The 20,215-nt window shown below is 67.5% G+C and carries 15 protein-coding genes and 2 pseudogenes; 12 read left to right on the top strand and 5 right to left on the bottom strand.

Features of this window, described 5'->3' with window-relative positions; genetic code table 11:
* From AC07U0_RS12800 to AC07U0_RS12770, 7 genes are read left to right on the top strand one after another with little or no spacing between them, the layout of a single operon-like run.
* Entirely contained in the window at nt 1–3,246 is a 3,246-nt protein-coding gene (locus tag AC07U0_RS12800; RefSeq protein ID WP_494720394.1) for an efflux RND transporter permease subunit, read from the top strand.
* A 55-nt stretch (nt 3,247–3,301) separates the two neighbouring features.
* Nucleotides 3,302–3,640 (top strand): DUF190 domain-containing protein, encoded by a 339-nt coding sequence (locus tag AC07U0_RS12795; protein WP_494720393.1) that lies wholly within the window; start codon nt 3,302–3,304, stop codon nt 3,638–3,640.
* 10 nt (nt 3,641–3,650) lie between these two features.
* The gene (locus AC07U0_RS12790) at nt 3,651–4,253 is read left to right on the top strand and encodes a cation efflux transmembrane domain-containing protein (RefSeq protein ID WP_494720392.1); all 603 of its coding nucleotides are present in this window, start codon (nt 3,651–3,653) and stop codon (nt 4,251–4,253) included.
* On the top strand, nt 4,250–6,337 hold the full coding sequence (locus AC07U0_RS12785) for a heavy metal translocating P-type ATPase (protein WP_494720391.1): 2,088 nt from the start codon (nt 4,250–4,252) through the stop codon (nt 6,335–6,337). Before AC07U0_RS12790 ends, AC07U0_RS12785 begins: the two co-directional genes overlap by 4 nt.
* Entirely contained in the window at nt 6,334–6,777 is a 444-nt protein-coding gene (copM, locus tag AC07U0_RS12780) for a CopM family metallochaperone (RefSeq protein WP_494720390.1), read from the top strand. Before AC07U0_RS12785 ends, copM begins: the two co-directional genes overlap by 4 nt.
* A 4-nt stretch (nt 6,778–6,781) precedes the next feature.
* The gene (locus tag AC07U0_RS12775) at nt 6,782–7,204 is read left to right on the top strand and encodes a hypothetical protein (protein ID WP_494720389.1); all 423 of its coding nucleotides are present in this window, start codon (nt 6,782–6,784) and stop codon (nt 7,202–7,204) included.
* Nucleotides 7,205–8,335 (top strand): acyltransferase family protein, encoded by a 1,131-nt coding sequence (locus tag AC07U0_RS12770; protein WP_494720388.1) that lies wholly within the window; start codon nt 7,205–7,207, stop codon nt 8,333–8,335.
* Here AC07U0_RS12770 and AC07U0_RS12765 read toward each other — a convergent pair.
* From AC07U0_RS12765 to AC07U0_RS12745, 5 genes and pseudogenes are all read right to left on the bottom strand, one after another.
* Nucleotides 8,300–8,764 (bottom strand): DUF411 domain-containing protein, encoded by a 465-nt coding sequence (locus tag AC07U0_RS12765; RefSeq protein ID WP_494720387.1) that lies wholly within the window; start codon nt 8,762–8,764, stop codon nt 8,300–8,302. The genes AC07U0_RS12770 and AC07U0_RS12765 overlap by 36 nt on opposite strands.
* A 95-nt stretch (nt 8,765–8,859) precedes the next feature.
* Nucleotides 8,860–9,237: a copper-binding protein gene (locus AC07U0_RS12760; protein WP_494720386.1), complete on the bottom strand. Its 378-nt coding sequence runs from the start codon at nt 9,235–9,237 to the stop codon at nt 8,860–8,862.
* A pseudogene (locus tag AC07U0_RS12755) lies at nt 9,234–10,730 on the bottom strand (efflux RND transporter permease subunit); the annotation flags it as partial. The pseudogene AC07U0_RS12755 and the gene AC07U0_RS12760, both read right to left, overlap by 4 nt.
* Before the next feature lie 77 nt (nt 10,731–10,807).
* Nucleotides 10,808–11,164: pseudogene (locus tag AC07U0_RS12750) on the bottom strand (M56 family metallopeptidase); the annotation flags it as partial.
* Nucleotides 11,161–11,526, bottom strand: a complete 366-nt coding sequence (locus AC07U0_RS12745; RefSeq protein WP_494720385.1) for a BlaI/MecI/CopY family transcriptional regulator — start codon at nt 11,524–11,526, stop codon at nt 11,161–11,163. The pseudogene AC07U0_RS12750 and the gene AC07U0_RS12745, both read right to left, overlap by 4 nt.
* Before the next feature lie 73 nt (nt 11,527–11,599).
* Here AC07U0_RS12745 and AC07U0_RS12740 point away from each other — a divergent pair, with 73 nt between their 5' ends.
* From AC07U0_RS12740 to AC07U0_RS12720, 5 genes are all read left to right on the top strand, one after another.
* Nucleotides 11,600–12,955, top strand: coding sequence for an acetamidase/formamidase family protein (locus AC07U0_RS12740; protein WP_494720384.1), 1,356 nt, complete (start codon nt 11,600–11,602; stop codon nt 12,953–12,955).
* Nucleotides 12,956–13,144: 189 nt separating this feature from the next.
* Nucleotides 13,145–13,621, top strand: coding sequence for an RNA polymerase sigma factor (locus AC07U0_RS12735; protein ID WP_494720383.1), 477 nt, complete (start codon nt 13,145–13,147; stop codon nt 13,619–13,621).
* Nucleotides 13,618–14,559, top strand: coding sequence for a FecR family protein (locus AC07U0_RS12730; RefSeq protein ID WP_494720382.1), 942 nt, complete (start codon nt 13,618–13,620; stop codon nt 14,557–14,559). The genes AC07U0_RS12735 and AC07U0_RS12730 overlap by 4 nt, the downstream gene beginning before the upstream one ends.
* A gap of 104 nt (nt 14,560–14,663) precedes the next feature.
* Nucleotides 14,664–17,666 (top strand): TonB-dependent receptor, encoded by a 3,003-nt coding sequence (locus AC07U0_RS12725; protein ID WP_494720381.1) that lies wholly within the window; start codon nt 14,664–14,666, stop codon nt 17,664–17,666.
* Between the two features lie 88 nt (nt 17,667–17,754).
* A complete protein-coding gene (locus AC07U0_RS12720; RefSeq protein WP_494720380.1) occupies nt 17,755–19,596 on the top strand; it encodes a Ca2+-dependent phosphoinositide-specific phospholipase C in 1,842 nt (613 codons plus the stop codon).
* The last annotated feature ends 619 nt before the right edge of the window (nt 19,597–20,215 follow it).

Here is a 20,215-nt window from a genome sequence, read left to right as displayed (position 1 = left end):
ATGATCGCCAACCTCATGGCCCTGTCGGTGCGCGCGCGATGGATGATCATCGCGCTCGTGCTGCTCGTCTCCACCTACGGCGCCTGGCAGCTGACACAGCTGCCGATCGACGCCGTGCCCGACATCACCAACAACCAGGTGCAGATCAACACATCCGACGCCTCGCTCTCGCCCGTCGAGATCGAGAAGCGCGTCACCTTCCCGGTCGAGACCGCCATGGCCGGCATCCCCGGCCTGCAGTCCACCCGGTCCCTGTCGCGCAACGGCTTCTCGCAGGTCACGGTGATCTTCGAGGAGAACGTCGACCTCTATTTCGCGCGCCAGCAGGTGAGCGAACGCCTCGTCCAGGCCCAGGAAAGCCTGCCCGAGGGCGTCCAGCCCCAGATCGGACCCGTCACCACCGGTCTGGGCGAAGTCTTCATGTACGCCATCGACTTCACTAACCCGGGCGGGCGGGGCGCGACGGTGCGCAACGGCCAGCCGGGCTGGCAGTCGGACGGGTCCTTCCTCACCCCTGAAGGCGACCGCCTGACCGACGACATCTCCCGCGCTGCCTATCTCAGGACAGTGCAGGACTGGATCATCGCGCCGCAGCTGCGGTCGGTGAACGGCGTGGCCGGCGTCGACACCATCGGCGGCTTCGAGAAACAGTATGTCGTCGAGCCCGACGCCACGCGTCTGGCCCAGTACGGCGTCTCGTTCAGCGAACTGGCCGCCGGCCTGGAAGCGGCCAACCTCTCCGTCGGCGCCAACTTCGTCGAGCGAGGCGGCGAGGCCTATCTGGTGCGGGCCGACGCCCGCATCCGCAGCCTGAGCCAGATCGAGGAGGCCATCGTCGCGACGCGCGGCGGCGTCCCCGTGGCCGTGCGCGACGTGGCCACCGTCCGTCTCGGCGGCGACCTGCGCACCGGCGGGGCGACCATGAACGGCCACGAGGTCGTCATCGGCACCACCCTGATGCTGATCGGCGAGAACAGCCGCACGGTCGCCCGTTCGGTCGGCGAACAGTTGGAGACGACCGTTCGGTCTCTCCCGCCGGGGATCAAGGTCACGCCCGTCCTCGATCGGTCCAAACTCGTCAACGCCACCATCTCGACCGTCCAGCGCAACCTGATCGAGGGCGCCATCCTGGTCGCCGTCGCCCTGTTCCTGCTGCTCGGCAACGTCCGCGCCGCCCTGATCGCGGTGGCGATCATCCCGATCTCCTTCTTCATGACCGCCATCGGCATGAATTTCATGGGGGTGTCGGGCAATCTGATGAGCCTGGGGGCGCTCGACTTCGGCCTGATCGTCGACGGCTCGGTGATCATCATCGAGAACTGTCTGAGGCGGCTGGCCGAACGACAGCATCTTGAGGGGCGTCTGCTGAGCCTGCGCGAGCGGCTCGAGGAGACCACCATCGCCACCCAGGAGATGATCAAGCCGACCGTCTACGGCCAGGCGATCATCCTGCTGGTCTTCGCCCCGCTGCTGACCTTCCAGGGCGTAGAGGGCAAGACCTTCTCGCCCATGGCGATCACCCTGATGCTGGCCCTGATCGCGGCCTTCATCCTGTCCATCACCTTCATCCCGGCCATGGTCGCCCTGGTGATGCGCAACAAGGTCTCGGAGAAGGACGTGTTCGTCATTCGCTGGATCAAGGCGAAGTACGAACCGGTGCTGCGTCAGGCCGTGGCCCGACCCTGGCCCTTCGTCGGCGGCGGTCTGGCCTTGTTCGCCGTGGCCGGGGTGATTTTCACCATGCTCGGCCAGGAGTTCATCCCCACCCTGGACGAACGCAACCTCGCCATGGCCTCCCAACGGGTGCCGTCGACGGCGGTGGAGCAGTCCATCCGCATGCAGCGCGGCGTCGAGACCGCCATTGCGGCCCTGCCGGAGGTGGAGGTGATGTTCTCCAAGACCGGCACCGCCGAGGTCGCCACCGATCCGATGCCGCCCAACATCTCTGACGGCTTCATCATCCTGAAGCCGCAGAGTGAGTGGCCCGACGGGGTGAACACCAAGGAGGACGTGATCGAACGGGTGGAGGCCGCGGCCGCGGGCCAGGTCGGTCAGGGCTATGAGCTCAGCCAGCCGATCGAGCTGCGGTTCAACGAACTGATCGCCGGGGTCCGCGGGGACGTCGCCATCAAGATCTACGGCGACGACCTCGACAAGCTGACCGCCACGGCCAACCGGATCGCGGCCCAGCTCAACGCCACCCCGGGGGCGGCCGACGTCAAGGTCGAACAGACCGACGGCGCGCCGTCGCTGGACGTGACCTTCGACCGGGCCGCCATCGCGCGCTTCGGCCTGACCGTGGAGGAGGTGGCGGATACCGTGGCCGCCGCCATGGGCGGACGCGAGGCCGGGCAGCTCTTCGAGGGCGACCGCCGCTTCGACGTGGTGGTGCGCGTGCCCAACGCCAGCCGGCACGATCTCGATGCGCTCGGCGCCATCCCTGTGATGTTGCCGGAAGCAGAGGGCCGCACCCGGGCGTCCGTGCCCTTGCGGCAAGTGGCGTCGTTCCGCTTCGCCGAGGGGCTGAACCAGATCAGCCGCGAGAACGGCAAGCGTCGCGTCGTCGTCCAGGCCAATGTCCGCGGTCGCGACGTGGGTTCGTTCGTCCGGGAGGCCATGCCCAAGGTCGAGACCGTCGTCCTGCCGGCGGGATCCTGGATCGAATGGGGCGGCCAGTTCCAGAACCTCAAGGCGGCCTCGGACCGTCTGTCTCTGGTCGTGCCGATCTGCTTCCTGGCCATCTTCGCGGTGCTCTTCCTGGCCGTGGGGACCTTGGGCCGGGCGGTGGCGGTCTTCCTCACCGTGCCGCTCGGTCTGGCGGGCGGGGTCTTCGCCCTGGCCCTGACCGGCATCTCCTTCTCGGTTTCGGCGGCGGTGGGCTTCATCTGCCTGGCCGGGGTCGCGGTCTTGAACGGCCTGGTCGTCATGTCCTCGATCCGGCAACGGCTCGACGCCGGGATGGAGCTCTCTCGCTCCATCATCGAGGGCTGCATGGAGCGGGTGCGGCCAGTCATCATGACCGGCCTGGTCCCGGCCATCGGCTTCGTGCCCATGGCCCTGGCCCACGGCACCGGCGCCGAGGTGCAGAAGCCCCTGGCCATGGTCGTCATCGGGGGACTGATCACCGCCACCCTGCTCACGCTGCTCGTCCTGCCGGCCATGAGCCGGCTGGTCCTCGGCCTGACCGAGGGACGGCGGCCCAAACCCGTCGACACGCCGGCTGCGGAGCCACTGCCGGCGGAATAGTCCCGGTCCCCGCCGTCGGACGGGCGGCGGGGACATCCTTTTTTTGGAGGCGTCCATGTCCGACCCCATCAAATTGATGCGCATCTACACCGACGAGGCCGCCTATTTCGGCGACCGCAAGGTGTTCGAAATCGTGGCCGAACGCGCCCGCGCTGCCGGTCTCGCCGGGGCGACGGTTCTGCAGGCCCTCGTCGGCTTCGGCCATACGCCGCATCTACATCGCCGTCATGTGCTCGACGACGACCAGTCCTTGATCGTCGAACTGCTCGATCACGAGTCCCGGCTGAGGGCCTTCCTGGAGACCTTGTCCGACCTCGAACATCTTGGGCCGGTCACGCTCGAGGCGGTCGAGGTTCTCCGCTGGCCCCAGCCGGCGTCGGCGGACGCCGGCTAGGAGTGCGGTTTTGACGGCTCGTGATCAGACCGACCGTCAGCAGCGTCGAACCCTGCTGACAGTTCTCGCGCTCAACGCCGGACTGGCGGGCGCGCTCGGCGTCGGCGGCGTGACGGCTGACTCCAGCGCCTTGCTCGCCAATGCGGTGGACAATGCGTCCGACGCCGCCGTCTATCTGATCAGCTTCCTGGCGATCGGTCGGGCCGGGTCGTGGAAACGGGGCGCGGCTCGTCTGTCCGGGATCATGCTGCTGATCTTCGCCGCCGGCGTCCTGCTCGACGCCGGGCGCCGGTTCCTCGTCGGAACCGAGCCGATCGGCCCGACCATGATGGGGCTGGCCGTGGTCGCCGCCCTCGTCAACCTCATCTGCCTGCACCTGATCCGTCGCCAGGACAGCGGCGACGTCAACATGAAGGCGGCGGAGACCTTCAGCTTCAACGACTTCGCCTCGAACGGCGGCATTCTCGTCGCCGGAGGACTGGTCATGTGGCTGGACCAGGCCTGGCCCGACCTGGTCGTCGGCGTTCTCGTCGCCGCCATCGCCGCCAAGGGCGGCGTCGAAATCCTGCGCGACGCTGCTCGCGCCACATCCGACAAGGAGAGCGGCGCATGACGTCGACACATTCGTCCGAAGAGCAGCCCAAGGCGGCAGACCACGGTCCCGGTGACGGCCACGATCACGGCCATGGCGGCATCCTCGGTCCCAACACCGAGGTGATCTTCGCGTTCTCGTCGGGCGCAGCCCTGGGCCTGGGGTTCGCGCTGGAGAAGCTCGCGCCGGGCGTCCCGACCTGGGTCCCGCTCGCGCTCTATCTCGTCGCCTACGCGTTCGGCGGCTTCTTCACCGTCCGCGAGGCCGTCCAGAACCTCCTGCAGAAGCGGTTCGAGATCGACACCCTGATGCTCGTCGCCGCCGCTGGCGCGGCGGCGCTCGGCGCCTGGGCCGAAGGCGCGCTCTTGCTGTTCCTGTTCAGCATCGGCCATGCCCTTGAGCACTACGCCATGGGGCGGGCCAAACGGGCGATCGAGGCCCTGGCCGATCTGGCCCCCCGGACCGCCCATGTGCGGCGTGACGGGCAGGTCGTCGAACTGCCGGTCGAGGATCTGCTGGTCGGCGACACCGTGGTGGTGCGTCCGAACGAGCGCCTTCCGGCCGACGGCTTCGTCGTGGTGGGAACGACGAGCATCAATCAGGCCCCGGTGACCGGCGAGAGCATGCCGGTGGACAAGCAGCCGGTCCCGGACGCCGCCGCGGCGCGCGAGCGGCCGGCCCAGGTTGGATCGGCCTCCCTCGTCTTCGCGGGCACCATCAACGGCGCGGGCGCCATCGAGATCGAGACCACCCGCAAATCGAGCGACACCACCCTGGCCAAAGTGGTCCGGATGGTGAGCGAGGCCGAGACGCAGAAGTCGCCGACCCAGCGATTCACGGACCGGTTCGAGCGCATCTTCGTGCCTGTGGTCCTGGCGCTCGCCTTTGTCCTGCTGTTCGCCTGGGTCGTGGTCGATGAGCCGTTCCGCGACAGCTTCTATCGCGCCATGGCCGTGCTGGTCGCCGCGAGTCCTTGCGCGCTCGCCATCGCCACCCCGAGCGCCGTCCTGTCCGGCGTCGCCCGTGCGGCGCGCGCCGGCGTTCTGATCAAGGGCGGCGCGCCGTTGGAGAATCTCGGCTCGCTCAACGCCATCGCCTTCGACAAGACCGGCACCCTGACCGAGGGTCGGCCCCGGATCACGGACGTCATGCCCGTGCGCGGGACGACGGAGGCCGACCTCCTGGCGACCGCCGTCGCCGTCGAGCGGCTCAGCGACCACCCGCTCGCGGAAGCGATCGCCCGGGACGGCGCCGAACGGTTGGGCGACACGGCTTTGGCCAGTGCGACCGACCTCAAGAGCCTGACGGGCAAGGGTGTGACGGCCCAGCTCGGCGACGAGACGATCTGGATCGGAAAGCCCGAGATGTTCGGGGCCGACGGCGTGGCGGATCTCGACGACGAGACGATGGCCGTCGTCGCGCGACTGCGGGAGCAGGGGCGGACCCTGATGGTGGTGCGGCGCGGGACGGAGGACCTCGGGGTCATCGGCCTGCTCGACACGCCGCGGGCTGCGGCCGGGCCGGCGCTCGCGGCGCTGCGGGCCCTCGGCGTCCGGCGCATGATCATGATCTCGGGCGATCACCAGAAGGCGGCCCAGGCCATCGCTGAGCAGGTCGGTCTGACCGAGGCGTGGGGCGATCTCATGCCCGAGGACAAGGTCGACGCCATCAAGAAGCTGCGCACGGACGGCAAGATCGCCATGGTCGGCGACGGCGTGAACGACGCGCCCGCCATGGCCACCGCGACCGTCGGCATCGCCATGGGCGCCGCCGGGTCCGATGTCGCTCTTGAGACCGCCGACGTCGCCCTGATGTCCGACGACCTGTCGCAGTTGCCGTTCACGGTCGGCCTCAGCCGGCAAACCCGCCGGATCATCCTCCAGAACCTGTACGTCAGCCTCGGCGTCGTCGCCTTCCTGGTGCCGGCGACCATCCTCGGCCTCGGCATCGGTCCGGCCGTGGCGCTCCACGAAGGCTCGACGCTGCTGGTGGTGTTCAACGCCCTGCGTCTGCTCGCCTACCGCGACCCGGCCCGGACGGCCGTCTCACCCGCAATCCCGGCGGGCCCCGCGGCCTCTCCGGCGCTCTCGAGGACATCGACATGAAACGGATCGGATGGGTCTCCGCTATCGCCGTCTTTCTGGCCCTGTCGGCCTTCGCCTTCGGCATGATCTCGCGGCAGGCCCGCGAGGTTCCCGATAGGGGCCCGGCCGTCGACGCTCGTCCGATCGACACCGGGACGAGCCACGCCGGCGGTCCGACCGACAGCCCCTCGACGGCGGCCTATCGTGCGGCGAACGCGCAGATGCACGGGGCCATGAGCATCGACTACACGGGCGATCCCGATGTCGACTTCCTGCGGGGCATGATCGCTCACCATGAGGGCGCGCTCGCCATGGCGAAGATCGCCGTCGAGCATGGCGAGGCCCGGGACGTCCGCAGTCTCGCCGAGGAGATCATCGCCGCGCAGGACGCCGAGATCGTCCGGATGAAGGTGATGCTCGCCCGCCACGAGGACGCGCCGACCCCCGCGGGGAGGCCCTGAAACTATGGCCGGCAAGCGCCTCACCGTCCGGAGCCGCGACATTCGCTGGCGGGAAGGCCGCTACGGCAAGCGACGGCGATCGCAACTGCTGAGCCGCCCGCCGAGGCCGCGGCCCGTCCTTGATGGGGTGATCGCGGTCGTCGCCGGTCTGATCGCAGGGGGACTCGTCCTGTGCATGGCCCTCCTGCTGTTCGGCTCCCATGGCTTGCCCCTTCATCTGGGGTATGGCGTCATCCTGGCCGGCGTGACCCTCTGCAGCCTGCTGATGGGCCCGCGCGACCGGGGAGGGGTGATGATCACGGCCGGTCTGGCTCTCGTCTGGGTCTTGGGAACGGCGAGCCTCTACGTCGTTCGGGACGATATTCATCTGCGCCCCCACGAGCACGGGAAGCCTGCGGCTATGGTCTTCGGTCGGGAGCCGTCCTGAATGGCGGCGCCTGCCGCGCTCGCGCCGCCGCCCCGTCCCGCCAGGATCGCCCGGGGCGGCTGGCTCGACGCGCTGCGTTTCATCGTCGGGGCGCTGATCATCCTCTACCATTTCCGCGAGGCCGCGCCGGTCCCGCTGCCGCAACTGCATCCGGTGTTCGACCGGGGCTATCTGCTCACCGACTTCTTCATCATCGACTCCGGCTACGTCCTGGCCCGCATCTACGGCGATCGCCTCGCGGCCCGCCAGGCGTCGCTCCGCGCCTATGCCCGTCAGAGGCTGCTGAGGGTCATTCCGGCGCATCTGGCCGTCAGCCTGGTGCTGGTGCTCATCGTCGGCGGGGCCGCCCTGGCGGGAGTCACGCCCAGCAATCCGCGTTGGTTCGACTGGTCGCAACTGCCGGCGCAGGTTCTGCTGGTGCAGGCCTATGGCGTGCCGGGCGGGCAGGGGTGGAACGCCCCGACCTGGACCCTCTCGGCCCTGATCGGCTGCTATCTGCTCCTGCCCTGGATCTGCCGGGCCCTCTGGCGCTGGCCGCCGGTCGTGGTGGTCATCGGCGCGACGGCGCTTGTGCTGGCCGCCGATGTCGCCGCCTCGCTCTGGCTCGGGGATCCGATCTATCGCCTGCCGATGCGCTACGGCATCCTGCGCGCCCTGCCGCTGTTCCTCCTCGGGGTGGCGGCGGCCTTCTATGGCTCGCGCGTCTATGTCGGGCCGCGCCTGGCGGGCGTGATCGGCCTCGGCGCCGCCGTCGGGCTCTTCGGGCTTCAGGCCTTCGGCGCCTTCAGCCTTCCGACCCTGGGCCTGATGACGGTGATCATCTGGGCCGCGGGCGCCGTGCCGGTGACCCGGCCTTCGCGCCTGATCGAGCATCTGGCGCTGATGTCCTTCTCGATGTTCCTCACCAATGAGGTGACGCGCATCGTCTGGTTCGGCCTGCTCGACGCCCTGGGTCAGGACGCGTTGTCGTCTGGAGCCCGTTGGGCGCTCTGGTCGGTCGGCTTCGTGGGCGCCTTCGCCGCCGCCGCCGTCTTCCGCTACGGCTTCGACCGTCCCGTTCAGACTTGGCTCAATCCCTCCCGGACACCCCCGGCGTCAGGCGCCGTTGTGACGGCCGAACACGCGGGTTGAGCCGTCGTTGAGGATCAGCACCGTGGTGTACGGTTCGCGCCCCGCGGCCTCCATGCCCGGCGATCCGGCGGGCATGCCGGGCGCGCTCAGAGCCCGGGCGGCGGGCCGTTCGCGCAGTAGACGGTCGACGTCGGCGGCCGGGACATGGCCCTCGATCGCATAGGCGCCCGCGATCGCCGTATGGCAGGAGGCCAGACGATCCGGAACGCCATGCTGCGCCCGGATCGGCGCGAGGTCCTCGCGCTCAATCACCTCGACCGTCCAGCCGGCCTGACGCATGTGCGCGATCCAGCCGCCGCAGCAGCCGCACCAGGGGGTCTTGTAGGCGGTCAGGCGGCGTTGGGGCGCGGCCCGGGCGGCGCCGGCGACAGCGAGGGCCGGCGCAACGGCCAGCAGCGCCCGACGCGACAGGACGACGGCGGATGACATGAGCATACCTTGAGCGATTGAGACGAACGACCCTAGGCTGGGCGCGCTCGCGCCGCGACGTCCGTGATGTCGCGGCGCGAGCGGACCGGCCGGCCCTATTGCGGGCTGATGGCGGTGATCTCGCTTGAGCCGTCCTTCATCACCAGGTCGAACCTGACGCGGTCGCCGGTCTTCACCGCCGCCAGCAGCGCCGGATCCGCCTTGAAGCCCATCGTCATGGCCGGCCAGCCGACCTCGGGGATCGGACCATGGTCCAGCGTCACGGTTCCGGCCGCCGGGTCGACGGCGGTCACGACGCCGGTTCCGTGGCCGGTCGTCTCCGTTGCTGCGGTCGGCGCCATGGGCGCCATCGCCGCCGCTTCGGTCGGTGCGGCGACGTCGGACGCCGGCGCGGCGGCCTTCTCGGCGGGCTGGCCGCAGGCGGCGAGCAGGGTCGTTGAAATGAGGGCGGTCAGGGTCAGGTGGGGCTTCATGGTGTGTCTCCTTGGATTGAAGCGGTGGAGGGGGAGCGTCGACGTCTCAGGAGCAGGTAGGCCGCGGGGATCACCAGCATCGAGAGCAGGGGGGCGGTCAGCATGCCGCCGATCATGGGCGCGGCGATGCGGCTCATGACCTCCGAGCCGGCGCCGTGGCCGACCAGAATGGGGAAGAGGCCGGCGAGGATCACCGCGACCGTCATGGCCTTGGGGCGAACCCGCAGAAGCGCGCCTTCGCGCACGGCATCAGCGACCTGGTCCGGCGACGGCGACGCGCCCCGGTCGGCCAGGGCGTGTTTGAGATAGATCAGCATCACCACCCCGAACTCGGCCGAAACCCCGGCGAGGGCGATGAACCCAACCCCGGTCGCCACCGACTGGTGGTAGTCCAGCAGATAGAGGATCCAGACGCCGCCGGTCAGGGCGAAGGGCAGGGTGCCCATGATCAGGGCGGCCTCGTCGAGCCGACCGAAGGTCAGATAGAGCAGGAAAAAGATGATCAGCAGGGTCGCCGGAACGACGATCATCAGCCGCGCTTCGGCCCGCTGCAGATATTCGAACTGACCCGCGTAGGCGATGCTGACGCCCGGCGCGAGCCGCACGTCGCGCGTCACCGCCGTCTTGAGGTCGGCGACGACCGAAGCGAGGTCGCGGCCACGCACATCGATATACACCCAGGTGGACGGCCTGCCGTTCTCGGTCTTGAGCATGGGCGGGCCGTCGGCGATCCGGACATCAGCCACCGCGCCCAGGGTGATCTGCTGCCCCGAAGGCGTCAGTATGGGCAGTGCGCGCAGGCCTTCAAGGCTGTCGCGCAGCTCGCGCGGATAGCGGACATTGATCGGATAGCGGGCCAGACCCTCGACGGTCTGGCCGATGGTCTCGCCGCCGATGGCGCCGGCGACGATGGCCTGCACATCGGCGATGTTGAGGCCGTAGCGGGCGGCGGCAGCGCGATCGATGTCGACATCGACATATCGCCCGCCGGTCAGTCGCTCGGCCAGGGCCGAGCTCACGCCGGGCACGGCCTTGGCCGTTCGCTCCACCTCCGCAGCGATCCGGTCGATCTGGGCGAGGTCGGCGCCCGAAACCTTGACCCCGATCGGGCTCTTGATCCCGGTCGCCAGCATGTCGATGCGGTTGCGGATCGGCGGCACCCAGACATTGGCCAGTCCCGGGACCTGGACGGCGCGGTCGAGTTCCTCGACCAGCTTGTCCGGCGTCATGCCTGGACGCCACTGATCGCGCGGCTTGAACTGGATGGTGGTCTCGAACATCTCCAGCGGCGCTGGATCGGTCGCCGTCTCCGCCCGTCCGGCCTTGCCGAACACCGTCTCGACCTCCGGCACCGTCAGAATCATCCGGTCGGTCTGCTGCAGCAGCTCAGACGCCTTGGCCGCCGAAAGGCCGGGCAAGGCCGACGGCATGTAGAGCAGGTCGCCCTCGTCCATATTGGGCAGAAACTCGCCGCCCAGCTGGCTGAGAGGCCAGACACGAAGGCGCTTGTTCGAATGGCGACGCCTTCGCGGACGGTCTGCGATCCTGTCGATGCGGCTTCCGCCCGTTGGACAAAACGAACATAGGCGGCCAGTCGCCACCCGAGGTGAACGATCGCTCCGACCGCCCACGCAAGAAGGAGGACTCCGGCGATCTCATCGGCCGGAATCGCATGAGTGGCGACCGCGTCGGAAACGCCGGCCACCGTCGCCGACACCGGGAGGCCTTGCCCCATCCCGTGGAGGACGGCGCTTTCGGGAAGGGTCCAGACAGGCGTCGCCGGAAGAGCGAGCCTGACGAGCGGCAACAGCCACAGGCCATAGGTCAGCCGTGCCCCGAGGCGGCGAAGCGCCAGAGGCCGCAAAACGATCACCGCGCCCAGAAGAAGCGCGGACCCTGTGAGCGATTGAACGAGCCAGGCCGTCATGACTTGAGGGACCTGAGCAAGGCTTCGATTTCGGCGATATCGGCCTCTGACAGCTGATCCTGCTCGGCCAGATGAGCGACCAGTGGCGCAGCCCGACCGTCGAACAGCCGATCGATCAGGCGTCGTGACTCGGTGGCGCGGAAAGCTTCCTGCGTCAGCCGGGGAGAGTACAGGAAGCGCCGGCCTTCGCCTTCGTGGGTGACGGCGCCCTTCGCGACGAGGCGGGCGAGCAGTGTTTTCACCGTGCTGGCGCTCCAGTCTCTCGCGGAGCCAATCTGCTCGGAGATGTCGGCTGCGGACAAGGGCGCCTTGCGCCAGAGCACCTCAAGCACGGCGTGCTCGCCTTCGCTGATCCGTTCCATGACTCTCTCCGACTACAGGTGTAGACGAATGGCATCTACATCTGTAGTCGTCAAGTGAAGGTTCGCTCATGTTTTGCTGCTGACCCCGCCCGGTTCGAACCTCGGGCGCAGCCGCTGCCGTCAAGGATTCTCCATGCGCAAAATTCTGATCGCCGCCCTGTTTGGCTTGTGCTGGGCTTCAGCCGCTTCAGCGGAGCCTCAGACCTGGTGGCTCTCGGTCGACCGCTGGGGCAATGCCGAACACAGTGTCCTGAGCCTTGAGGTGGACGGAGAGGCCCTGACAGGTCGGCTCAACGACTGGGCTCTGACCGGCCATAAAGACGGGGACGCCCTCCGCTTTGTCGCAACGGATTCGCACGGTATTCCCTACCGGCTCGAAGGCCATCTCAGTGGTGACGTTCTCTCCGGATGGGCCGACTATCCGGACACCAGCAACACGGGGCCGCGTGTCCGGCACGCCTTTGAAGGCCTGAGGCTTGTGATGCCCACGGGGGCTCCCGGCAGACGGTCGTATTCGCCAGAGACCTTCTCGAACACCTTCACCGCCGACCGTGCGCCGGTGATGGTGATCCAGCCAGGCGACGTCATCGTGACGCGAACGATCGACTCCGGAGGCGTCGACGAGCATGGCAAGGTCGCGGCCCTTTACGGAAATCCCCAGACGGGTCCGTTCTTCGTCGCCGGCGCGAAGGCGGGCGATATCATCGCGGTGCACATCCGCAGCCTGAAGCTGAACAGGGACTATGCCGACAGTCTGGACGGCATGACGGGGCGGGCGATGTCCCTTGGCCTTGCCTCCCAGGCCGCCGGACTGGGCGCCCGTGTCCGTTGGCTGCTGGATCGCGAGGCCGGAACCGCGCGGCTGGAAAATCCGCCCGAGAAGCTGAAGAACTATGTCGTTCCGGTTCGACCGATGCTGGGTGGACTGGGCGTGGCGCCTGACTTCGGCTTTGCCGCCCAGTCCGCAGGCGATACGGGGCGCTGGGGCGGCAACATGGATTTCAACCAGATCGGGGAGGGCGCGACCGTCTATCTGCCCGTGTTCCAGCCCGGCGCCATGCTGTTCCTCGGCGATGGGCATGCCCTGCAGGGCGATGGTGAAACCACTCAATGGGCGCTGGAAACCTCGTTGGACGTGGAGTTCAGCGTTGATCTTCTGCCCGCCCGCCCTATAGCCGCGCCTCGCGTGGAGACCCGGGACCGGATCACTGTCCTCGGACAGGCATCCTCGCTGGACGAGGCCGCACGCGCCGCGACGGCGGCCATGATCCAGTGGCTTGCGCAGGACTACGGCCTCAGTGTCTCCGAAGGCTCCATGGTCCTCGGCGTCGCCGCGGAATATCGCGTTGTGACACTCGCGGGCCGGAATGCCGGGCTTGCCCTTAGTCTCGACAAGGCCGGCCTCGCCGCGCTGCGTCGACGTCAATAGACCTCACACGGCTCGCGGGGCTCCTCAACATCGGGATTTTCGGTCGACGATCATGCGGGAAGCCAAAACCGGTTCCAGGCGACACTGAACCTTCATCGGGGGCGGCTAAGCCCCTGTTGGCGAGCGGGAGCGGGCGTGGTCGTGGCGTATGATGCCGAGGAAAGACGGGCGGAGGAGCGGTGGGCGCCCGTGCGCGACCTTGTTCGCCGTTTCGCCCTGCGCCGGATTGGCCGGACCGACCTGGCCGACGACATCGCCCAGGACACTCTGCTTCGCATGGTCGAATACGAACGCGGCAACCGGATCGACAGTCCGTTCGCCCTGGGTCTGCGCATCGCGGAGAATCTCGTGAACGAGCATTACAGGCGTGAGCGGCGCTGGGGCGGGGTTGAGCTCAGCGAAGCCTTGCCGAGCCCCAATCCGTCGGCGGATCGGGTCGTCGAGGGCCGCGAGGCTGTCGAGACCCTGACCGCGGCGCTGCGCAAGATGCCGCGGCTGCGGCGAGAGATCATCCTGCGGCGGCGCGTCCGCCATCAGAGCTGCGCCGCCATCGCGGCCGAACTGGGCCTGAGCGTCAAGGCCGTCGAGAAACATGTGACCCGGGGACTGCTGGACTTGAACAAGGCGTTTGGAAAGACCGGCCCGGCGCGGGAGGCGCGACGTTGAAGGCGGACGAGACACGGATCCTGACCGAGGCGGCGGCCTGGGTGGAATGGGCGGGCGGACCGGCGACGCGCGGTGAAGAGGCGCTCGCCTTCGAACGCTGGATGGCTGAAAGCGAGGCGCACCGGGAAGCCTTCGCCGATCTGGCGGCCCTGTGGCGATCGGACGCTTTGGGCGAGGCCGTCGCGGAAATGGCCCGGAGCGAACCGGCGAAACGACGCCGAGACCTGCCTTGGAACCTGCTGGTGCCGGCCGGGATGGCGGCCGCCCTGGCCGTCTGTGTCGGCGTCTTCGCGCCTTTGAGCGACTACAGGACCATCGAGACTGCGCGCGGCGAGAGCCGGACGGTCGTGCTCGCCGACGGATCGACAGTGCGGTTGAACGGTGCAGCGCGCCTCCAGGTCAGCCAGGGCTTGCTGGCTCGATCGGTCTCGCTCGAACGGGGCGAGGCGTATTTTGATGTCCGTCACGACGGTCGCCGGTTCTCCGTCGCCACCGCGGAAGGCCAGGTCCGGGTTATGGGCACGGCCTTCAACGTAGACCGATTGGCCTCAGGTCGGACCGAGGTCTCGGTCTATCGCGGCGCCGTGCGGTTCGGGCCTTGGCGCAGCCCGACGCTGGACCTGCGGCCGGGTGATCGCGCGACCCTGGAGAACGGACGTCTCAACCGGACGCCGGGCGCCCCCGCTGGCCGTCAGCCCGACTGGTTTGATGGCTGGTTCGACGCCGGTGACGCTTCCCTGGGTCAGCTTGTCGAGGAGGCGGATCGCTTCTCTCCCAAACCCATCGTGATCGAGGCTCCAGCCTCGCGTATCCGCGTCAGCGGGCGTTTCAATGTGGGGCGCTCCGAAGATGTTCTGGAGTTGATCGAGGCCGCCTATAACGTCGATGTCACCGAAGAACCCGACCGCATACTGATCAGTCGTCACGATCCGAGATAAAACCGTCACCAACACTTCAAAACAAAAGCGGTAGGGTTCGAACCTTCCCGAACATCTCTCCCCGCAGGCGATAGGCGCCGACCACTCCCCGGGGACGACCGACCATGAAATCTCACCTGACGCTCTGCGCGTCCACATTCACGCTCGCCGCGGCGCTTGCCGCCGCTACGCCGATGGTCGCTTCGGCGCAGACGGCCGAGCGCACCTTCGCCATTCCGGCCAAGGATCTTTCCGCGGCGCTCAGCGACTTTTCGCGCGCCACCGGCCTGCAGGTCGCGGCGCAACCCGCCGTGCTGCGCGGACGGCGCAGCCGCCCGGTCGAGGGCCGGCTCACCGCCGAGACCGCCCTGGCCCGGATGACTTCCGAGAGCGGCGTCCGCGCCCGCATCGTCGGCCGCTCGGTTCTGGTCGAGGCCGCCCCGGCGGCGACGGCGCCCATGCGCGCCCGGCCCGCCGCCCTCGTGACCGCCACCCGCGTCGCGCCCGTGCAGGCCGCAAGCTCCGATCAGGTCAGCGACGTGGATGAGGTCGTCGTCACCGGCTTTCGCGAAAGCCTGCTGGCCGCCCGTGATCTGAAGCGCCGCGCCGTCGGCACCCAGGACTCGATCGTCGCTGACGACATCGCCGCCTTTCCCGACCTGAACCTCGCGGAATCGCTGCAGCGCGTGCCCGGTGTGGCCATCACCCGCGACGCCGGCGAAGGCCGACAAATCTCGCTGCGCGGCCTCGGTCCGGACTTCACCCGCACCCAGCTGAACGGCATGGAAGTGCTGGGCAACACCTCGTCGGGCTTCGACAATCGCGGCTCGGTCAGCCGCAGCCGCAGCTTCGACTACAGCCTGTTCGCCTCGGAACTCTTCAACCGCGTCACGGTCGAGAAATCCTACGCGGCCGAGCAAGACGAGGGCGGCATCGGCGGCACGGTCGGCCTCACCACCGCCCGACCGTTCGACTACGCTGGCTTCCGCGGCGTGCTGGGCGCCAAGGCCCAGACCAACTCCAACACCGACAGCGTCACGCCGCGGATCGTCGGCCTGGTCTCCAACCGCTGGGACACGGGGGCCGGCGAGGTCGGACTGCTGCTGTCGGCCGCGTATTCGCGCAACGACGTCAACGAATACGGCATGCGCAGCTGGAACTGGACCAAGATCAATTTCAACGCCGCCAACATCGGGCCGGGCGTTTCGGCGGCCGATCGCGACCGTCTGATCAACGCCACGGGCCTGAACCGCGTCTCGGCGCCCCAGGCCACCAGCCCTTCGACCTGGTATGCGGAACGTGAGCGCGTCGGCCTGACGGCGGCCTTGCAGTGGAAGCCCAACGACAAGACCGACATGAGCCTGGACCTGCTCTACGGCACGCTCAGCAACAGCCGGCATGAATACGCCATGGCCCCGGCCGGGGTGAACGCCCTGACCGGCGACGTGCGTGGGACCCAGATCCTGAACGCTGTCGAGATCCGCGGCGACAGCATCGTCTACGCCGACTGGTCGGGCGTCGACATGCGTAACGAGGCCAAGCATTCCGAAGACGAGACCACCTTCACCCAGGTGGTCTGGAACGGCGACTACCGGGTCAGCGACAGCCTGCGCTTCCACGCCCTGGTCGGCTATGCCCGGTCGGAGTTCGAGGAGCCGATCTTCGACAAGGTCTTCATCCAGGCGACCAACCAGAATTTCAGCTACGACTTCCGCGGTGGCACGCCGGCGAAGACTACCTACGGCTTCAACACCGAGGATGCATCGATCTGGGGCCTGATGCGGGCCGACGCGCGCGAGGACTATATCCTCAGCGAATACAAGACGGCCGAAATCAACGGCGCCTGGGATCTGGGCCCGTCCTCGACCCTGAAGTTCGGCGTCGAGTACAAGGATTTCACCAACGAAGGCTGGCAGCGCTTCAACCGCGTCGACTGGTATAACAATCCGGCGCGTCCGCTGCCGGTGGTCGAGGTGCTCGGTTACGACTCCCTGATCAAATATATCGTGGCCAATCCGGACGCGACCTTCGACCGGACCGGCCAGCTGCGCGACCTGACCAGCGCCAACGATCAGGCCGGCACCAACTACCAGCTCAGCGAGAAGACCACGGCGGCCTATGTCCAGTATGACCTGGACACGACCCTCGGCGGCATGCCGTTCCGCGCCAATGCGGGTGTGCGCTACTATTCAACCGAGCTGTCCTCGGCCGGCACGGTCGCCACCAACGCCGGTTTGGTGCCGACGACGATCGAGAACAAGTACGACGGCTTCCTGCCCGCTCTGAACCTGTCGCTGGAGTTCCGCGAGGACATGATCCTGCGCCTCGGCGCCAGCCGCAATATCAGCCGCCCGGGCCTGGGCGATCTGCGTGCGGCCGGTTCGGTCAGCTTCACCCCGTTCGGCGGCAGCGTGAACGCCGGCAACCCGAACCTGGAGCCCTTCCTGGCGGACTCGGTCGAGGCCTCGTGGGAATATTATATGGGCGACGCAGGCTTCATCGCCGTCGGCGCCTTCTACAAGAACATGGACAGCTTCATCACGGCGGAAACCGCGTCGGTGCCTTACGGGACCATCGGCTATCCGCTGTCGCTACAGGGGCCGGGGCAGGACGCCAGCACCATCTACTCCTACAGCCGTCCGGTGAACGGAGAGGGCGCCTCGATCCAGGGCGTCGAGGTGGCGTTCCAGCGCGACTTCGACTTCCTGCCGGGCCTGTTCAGCCACTTCGGCTTCGCCGGCAACGTCACCTACGCCAGGGGTGAGACCGACGCGCTGGTGGACGGTGTGAAGCGGACCCTGTCGCTGTCGAACCTGTCGGAATGGTCGTCCAACGCCACCCTCTACTACGAGACCGACGTCTGGGGCGCGCGCGTCTCCAGCGCCTGGCGCGATGACTATCTCGACGGCATCGGCGGCAACGGCAACATCGGCTCGGGCTATCACGCCACCAACAACATCGATGCGGCGGCCCACTGGAACGTCACCCCGTCGATCAAGCTGGTCGTCGAAGGGATTAACCTGACCGACGAGGCGATCGACCAGTACACGGACATCAACGAGGAGCGTCCGACAGCCTGGACCAAGAGCGGGCGGACCTTCACCGCCGGCGTCACCTATGTGTTCTAGACCTTAACCGCCGACCTGCGCCCGACGATCCCGATCGTCGGGCGCAGTGACTTTCAGGCCCGCGCCGACAAGATTCACGGAGACGACGATGCTCAGCCCTCTGGCCATTCTGCTGGCCGCCTCCGTACTTCAGGCCGGTTCGGTCACCTGCGATCCGGCTGCCGCAGAGCTCCGCAGTGCGGGCGGAGACGCTTGCGCTGCCGTCTGGATGGACCGGAGCCTGCGGATGAACGATCTCTCTGCCGTGGGCACCCACAACAGCTACAAGCTGACCATCCCGCAAGCCGAACTACAGGCGATGACAGCCGTCAATCCCGCCGCGGCCGGTCTCGACTATTCCCATCGCCCGTTGGCCGAACAGCTGGACGCCGGGGCGCGCCAGATCGAAATCGATGTGCTGAACGATCCCGAAGGCGGCCGCTACGCCCATCCGCTGTCGGCGTTGGGTCATCCGGGAGCTGGCGCTCTGGTCAGTCCGGCCTTCGTCGAAGTGATGTCCCGGCCCGGGTTCAAGACCCTGCATATGCCGGACGTGGACTTCCGCAGTTCGTGCCTGACCTTTGTCGCCTGCCTACGTGAGATCAGTGACTGGTCGCGCGCCCATCCGGATCACGCGCCGATCCTGATCATGCTGAACGCCAAGACCGGTTCGGCCTCGATGCCGGGCGGCGTTGCACCCCTGGATTTCGACACCGCCGCCTGGGACGCCCTCGACGCGGAAATCCGCTCCGTCTTCGACGCCGCCCATCTGCTGACCCCCGATCAGGTCCAGGGCGCGCATGCGACCCTGCGCGAAGGGGTTCTGGCCGGCGGCTGGCCGGCGCTGGGGCAGGCGAGGGGCAAGGTCTTCTTCGCGCTCGATGAAGGCCCGGAAAAGGTGGCCAGCTATCGTGGGGCCCGACGCTCACTGGAAGGCCGTGTCCTGTTCGTCAACACCGACGAGGCTTCGCCCGCCGCGGCCTATCTGACGCTGAACGACCCTGTCGCCGACCATGACCGCATCCGGGCGGCCGTCCGCGCCGGCTTCATCGTGCGCACCCGAGCCGACGCCGACACGGTCGAGGCCCGCGCAGCGACCGTGGCCCGCCGAAGCGCGGCCCTGTCCAGCGGGGCGCAATATGTGTCGACCGACTACCTCTGGGCCGACCCGCGCTTCCCGACCTATGAGGTGCGGCTGGCGGGAGGGGCGGCGGCGGTCTGCAACCCCATACGCGCCGCGGGCCGGTGCGACGGTCTGGCCGTCGAGATGACCGCCGGAGCGCCGGCACGCGGCTATCTGGCCCCCGATGCCCGGCCCGACCTGACGACCGTCCTGGCGCCGCCGCCGGCTCCAGGGTCGCCCCGCGCCGTCGCCGACACGGGTGTGTTTCTGGAGACCCGTGCGCTTCAGGGCACGCCGCGTTGGGCTCTGGCGACCAGCGATGTCAGCGGCGACATGTATGATCATTTCGCCGGCGCCCTGGGCGTACGGCTCACGGCCGAGAGCGCGCCGGTGCTGACGGCTTTGCTGGACCGGGCGGGCGCCGACCGGTCGGTGGTCGGGGACGCCAAGACACACTGGGATACCCGGCGCCCCTATCTCGGTACGGACCAGCCGATCTGCGAAGCGAAGAGCGACCATCTGGCCGGCAATCCCGACTACCCGTCCGGCCATTCGGCGCACGGGATGCATGTGGCGATGATCCTGGCCGAACTGGCGCCCCGGCGCGCCGACGCCCTGTATGCCCGGGGGCGGGAGTATGCGGAGAGCCGCTACATCTGCGGGTCGCACAGCTACAGCGCCGCCGAGGCGGGCATCCTGTCGGGAGCGGTCATCTACGGCGCTGAACAGGCGTCCGGGATCTTTCGCCGGGACATGGACGCGGCCCGTGCGGAGGTCGACGCCGCGCTGACCCCGGTCCGGGGACAGCCCATCCCGCCTGATCGATGATCCTCGCAAACGGCGCGGATCTGCGAAAAGCCCGATTCCGAGACCCGTTAAGGCTCAGCGTCGCGGCGCAAAATGCTCAGGGCGCCGAACTTTTGCTCAAGCAATCGGAAAACCGTGTTCTGCGCCCCTCCCAATAGTCATACAAATTCGCCATAACGGCGATATGAAACTACAAAACGACATGGCCTATCAATGATGCCCCAGAGTGTAATTGTCGGTTTCAGGCCCCTGTTTTGGATTTCTAATTCTGAAGAATTACACCGGGCTGTAAGTCATAAGCCAAAAATTGCGCACTATACAAAATTCATGACTAATTCGCGCCGTTTCTCAATAGCCGACGACTCTCGAATTGATGATCTGCAACAGAATCTGTTTCTGTCTATCTAAACTGCGCCCGCAACAATTATCATATGACATTCTTGTTCTTTTAGTAATAGTCATTTTCGGTCGCAGTTATGCGTATTACTGTTTCGTAATGTATGGATTTTTTCTATATACAATCGATAAACTTAAGTAAAATTGCTCCGATAATATCGTCGTGACTCAATCAATTCTGTATTGAGGCGCAACCATTCGCGCCCTGCCGCTTTTATCTCAGGTGACGGGAGGTCCCGTCACG

It is taken from the genome of Brevundimonas sp. GW821-FHT02A10 (assembly GCF_059422025.1).
The sequence above is the reverse complement of the archived record's forward strand: the minus strand, read 5'-3'. Positions and strand labels throughout refer to the sequence as shown.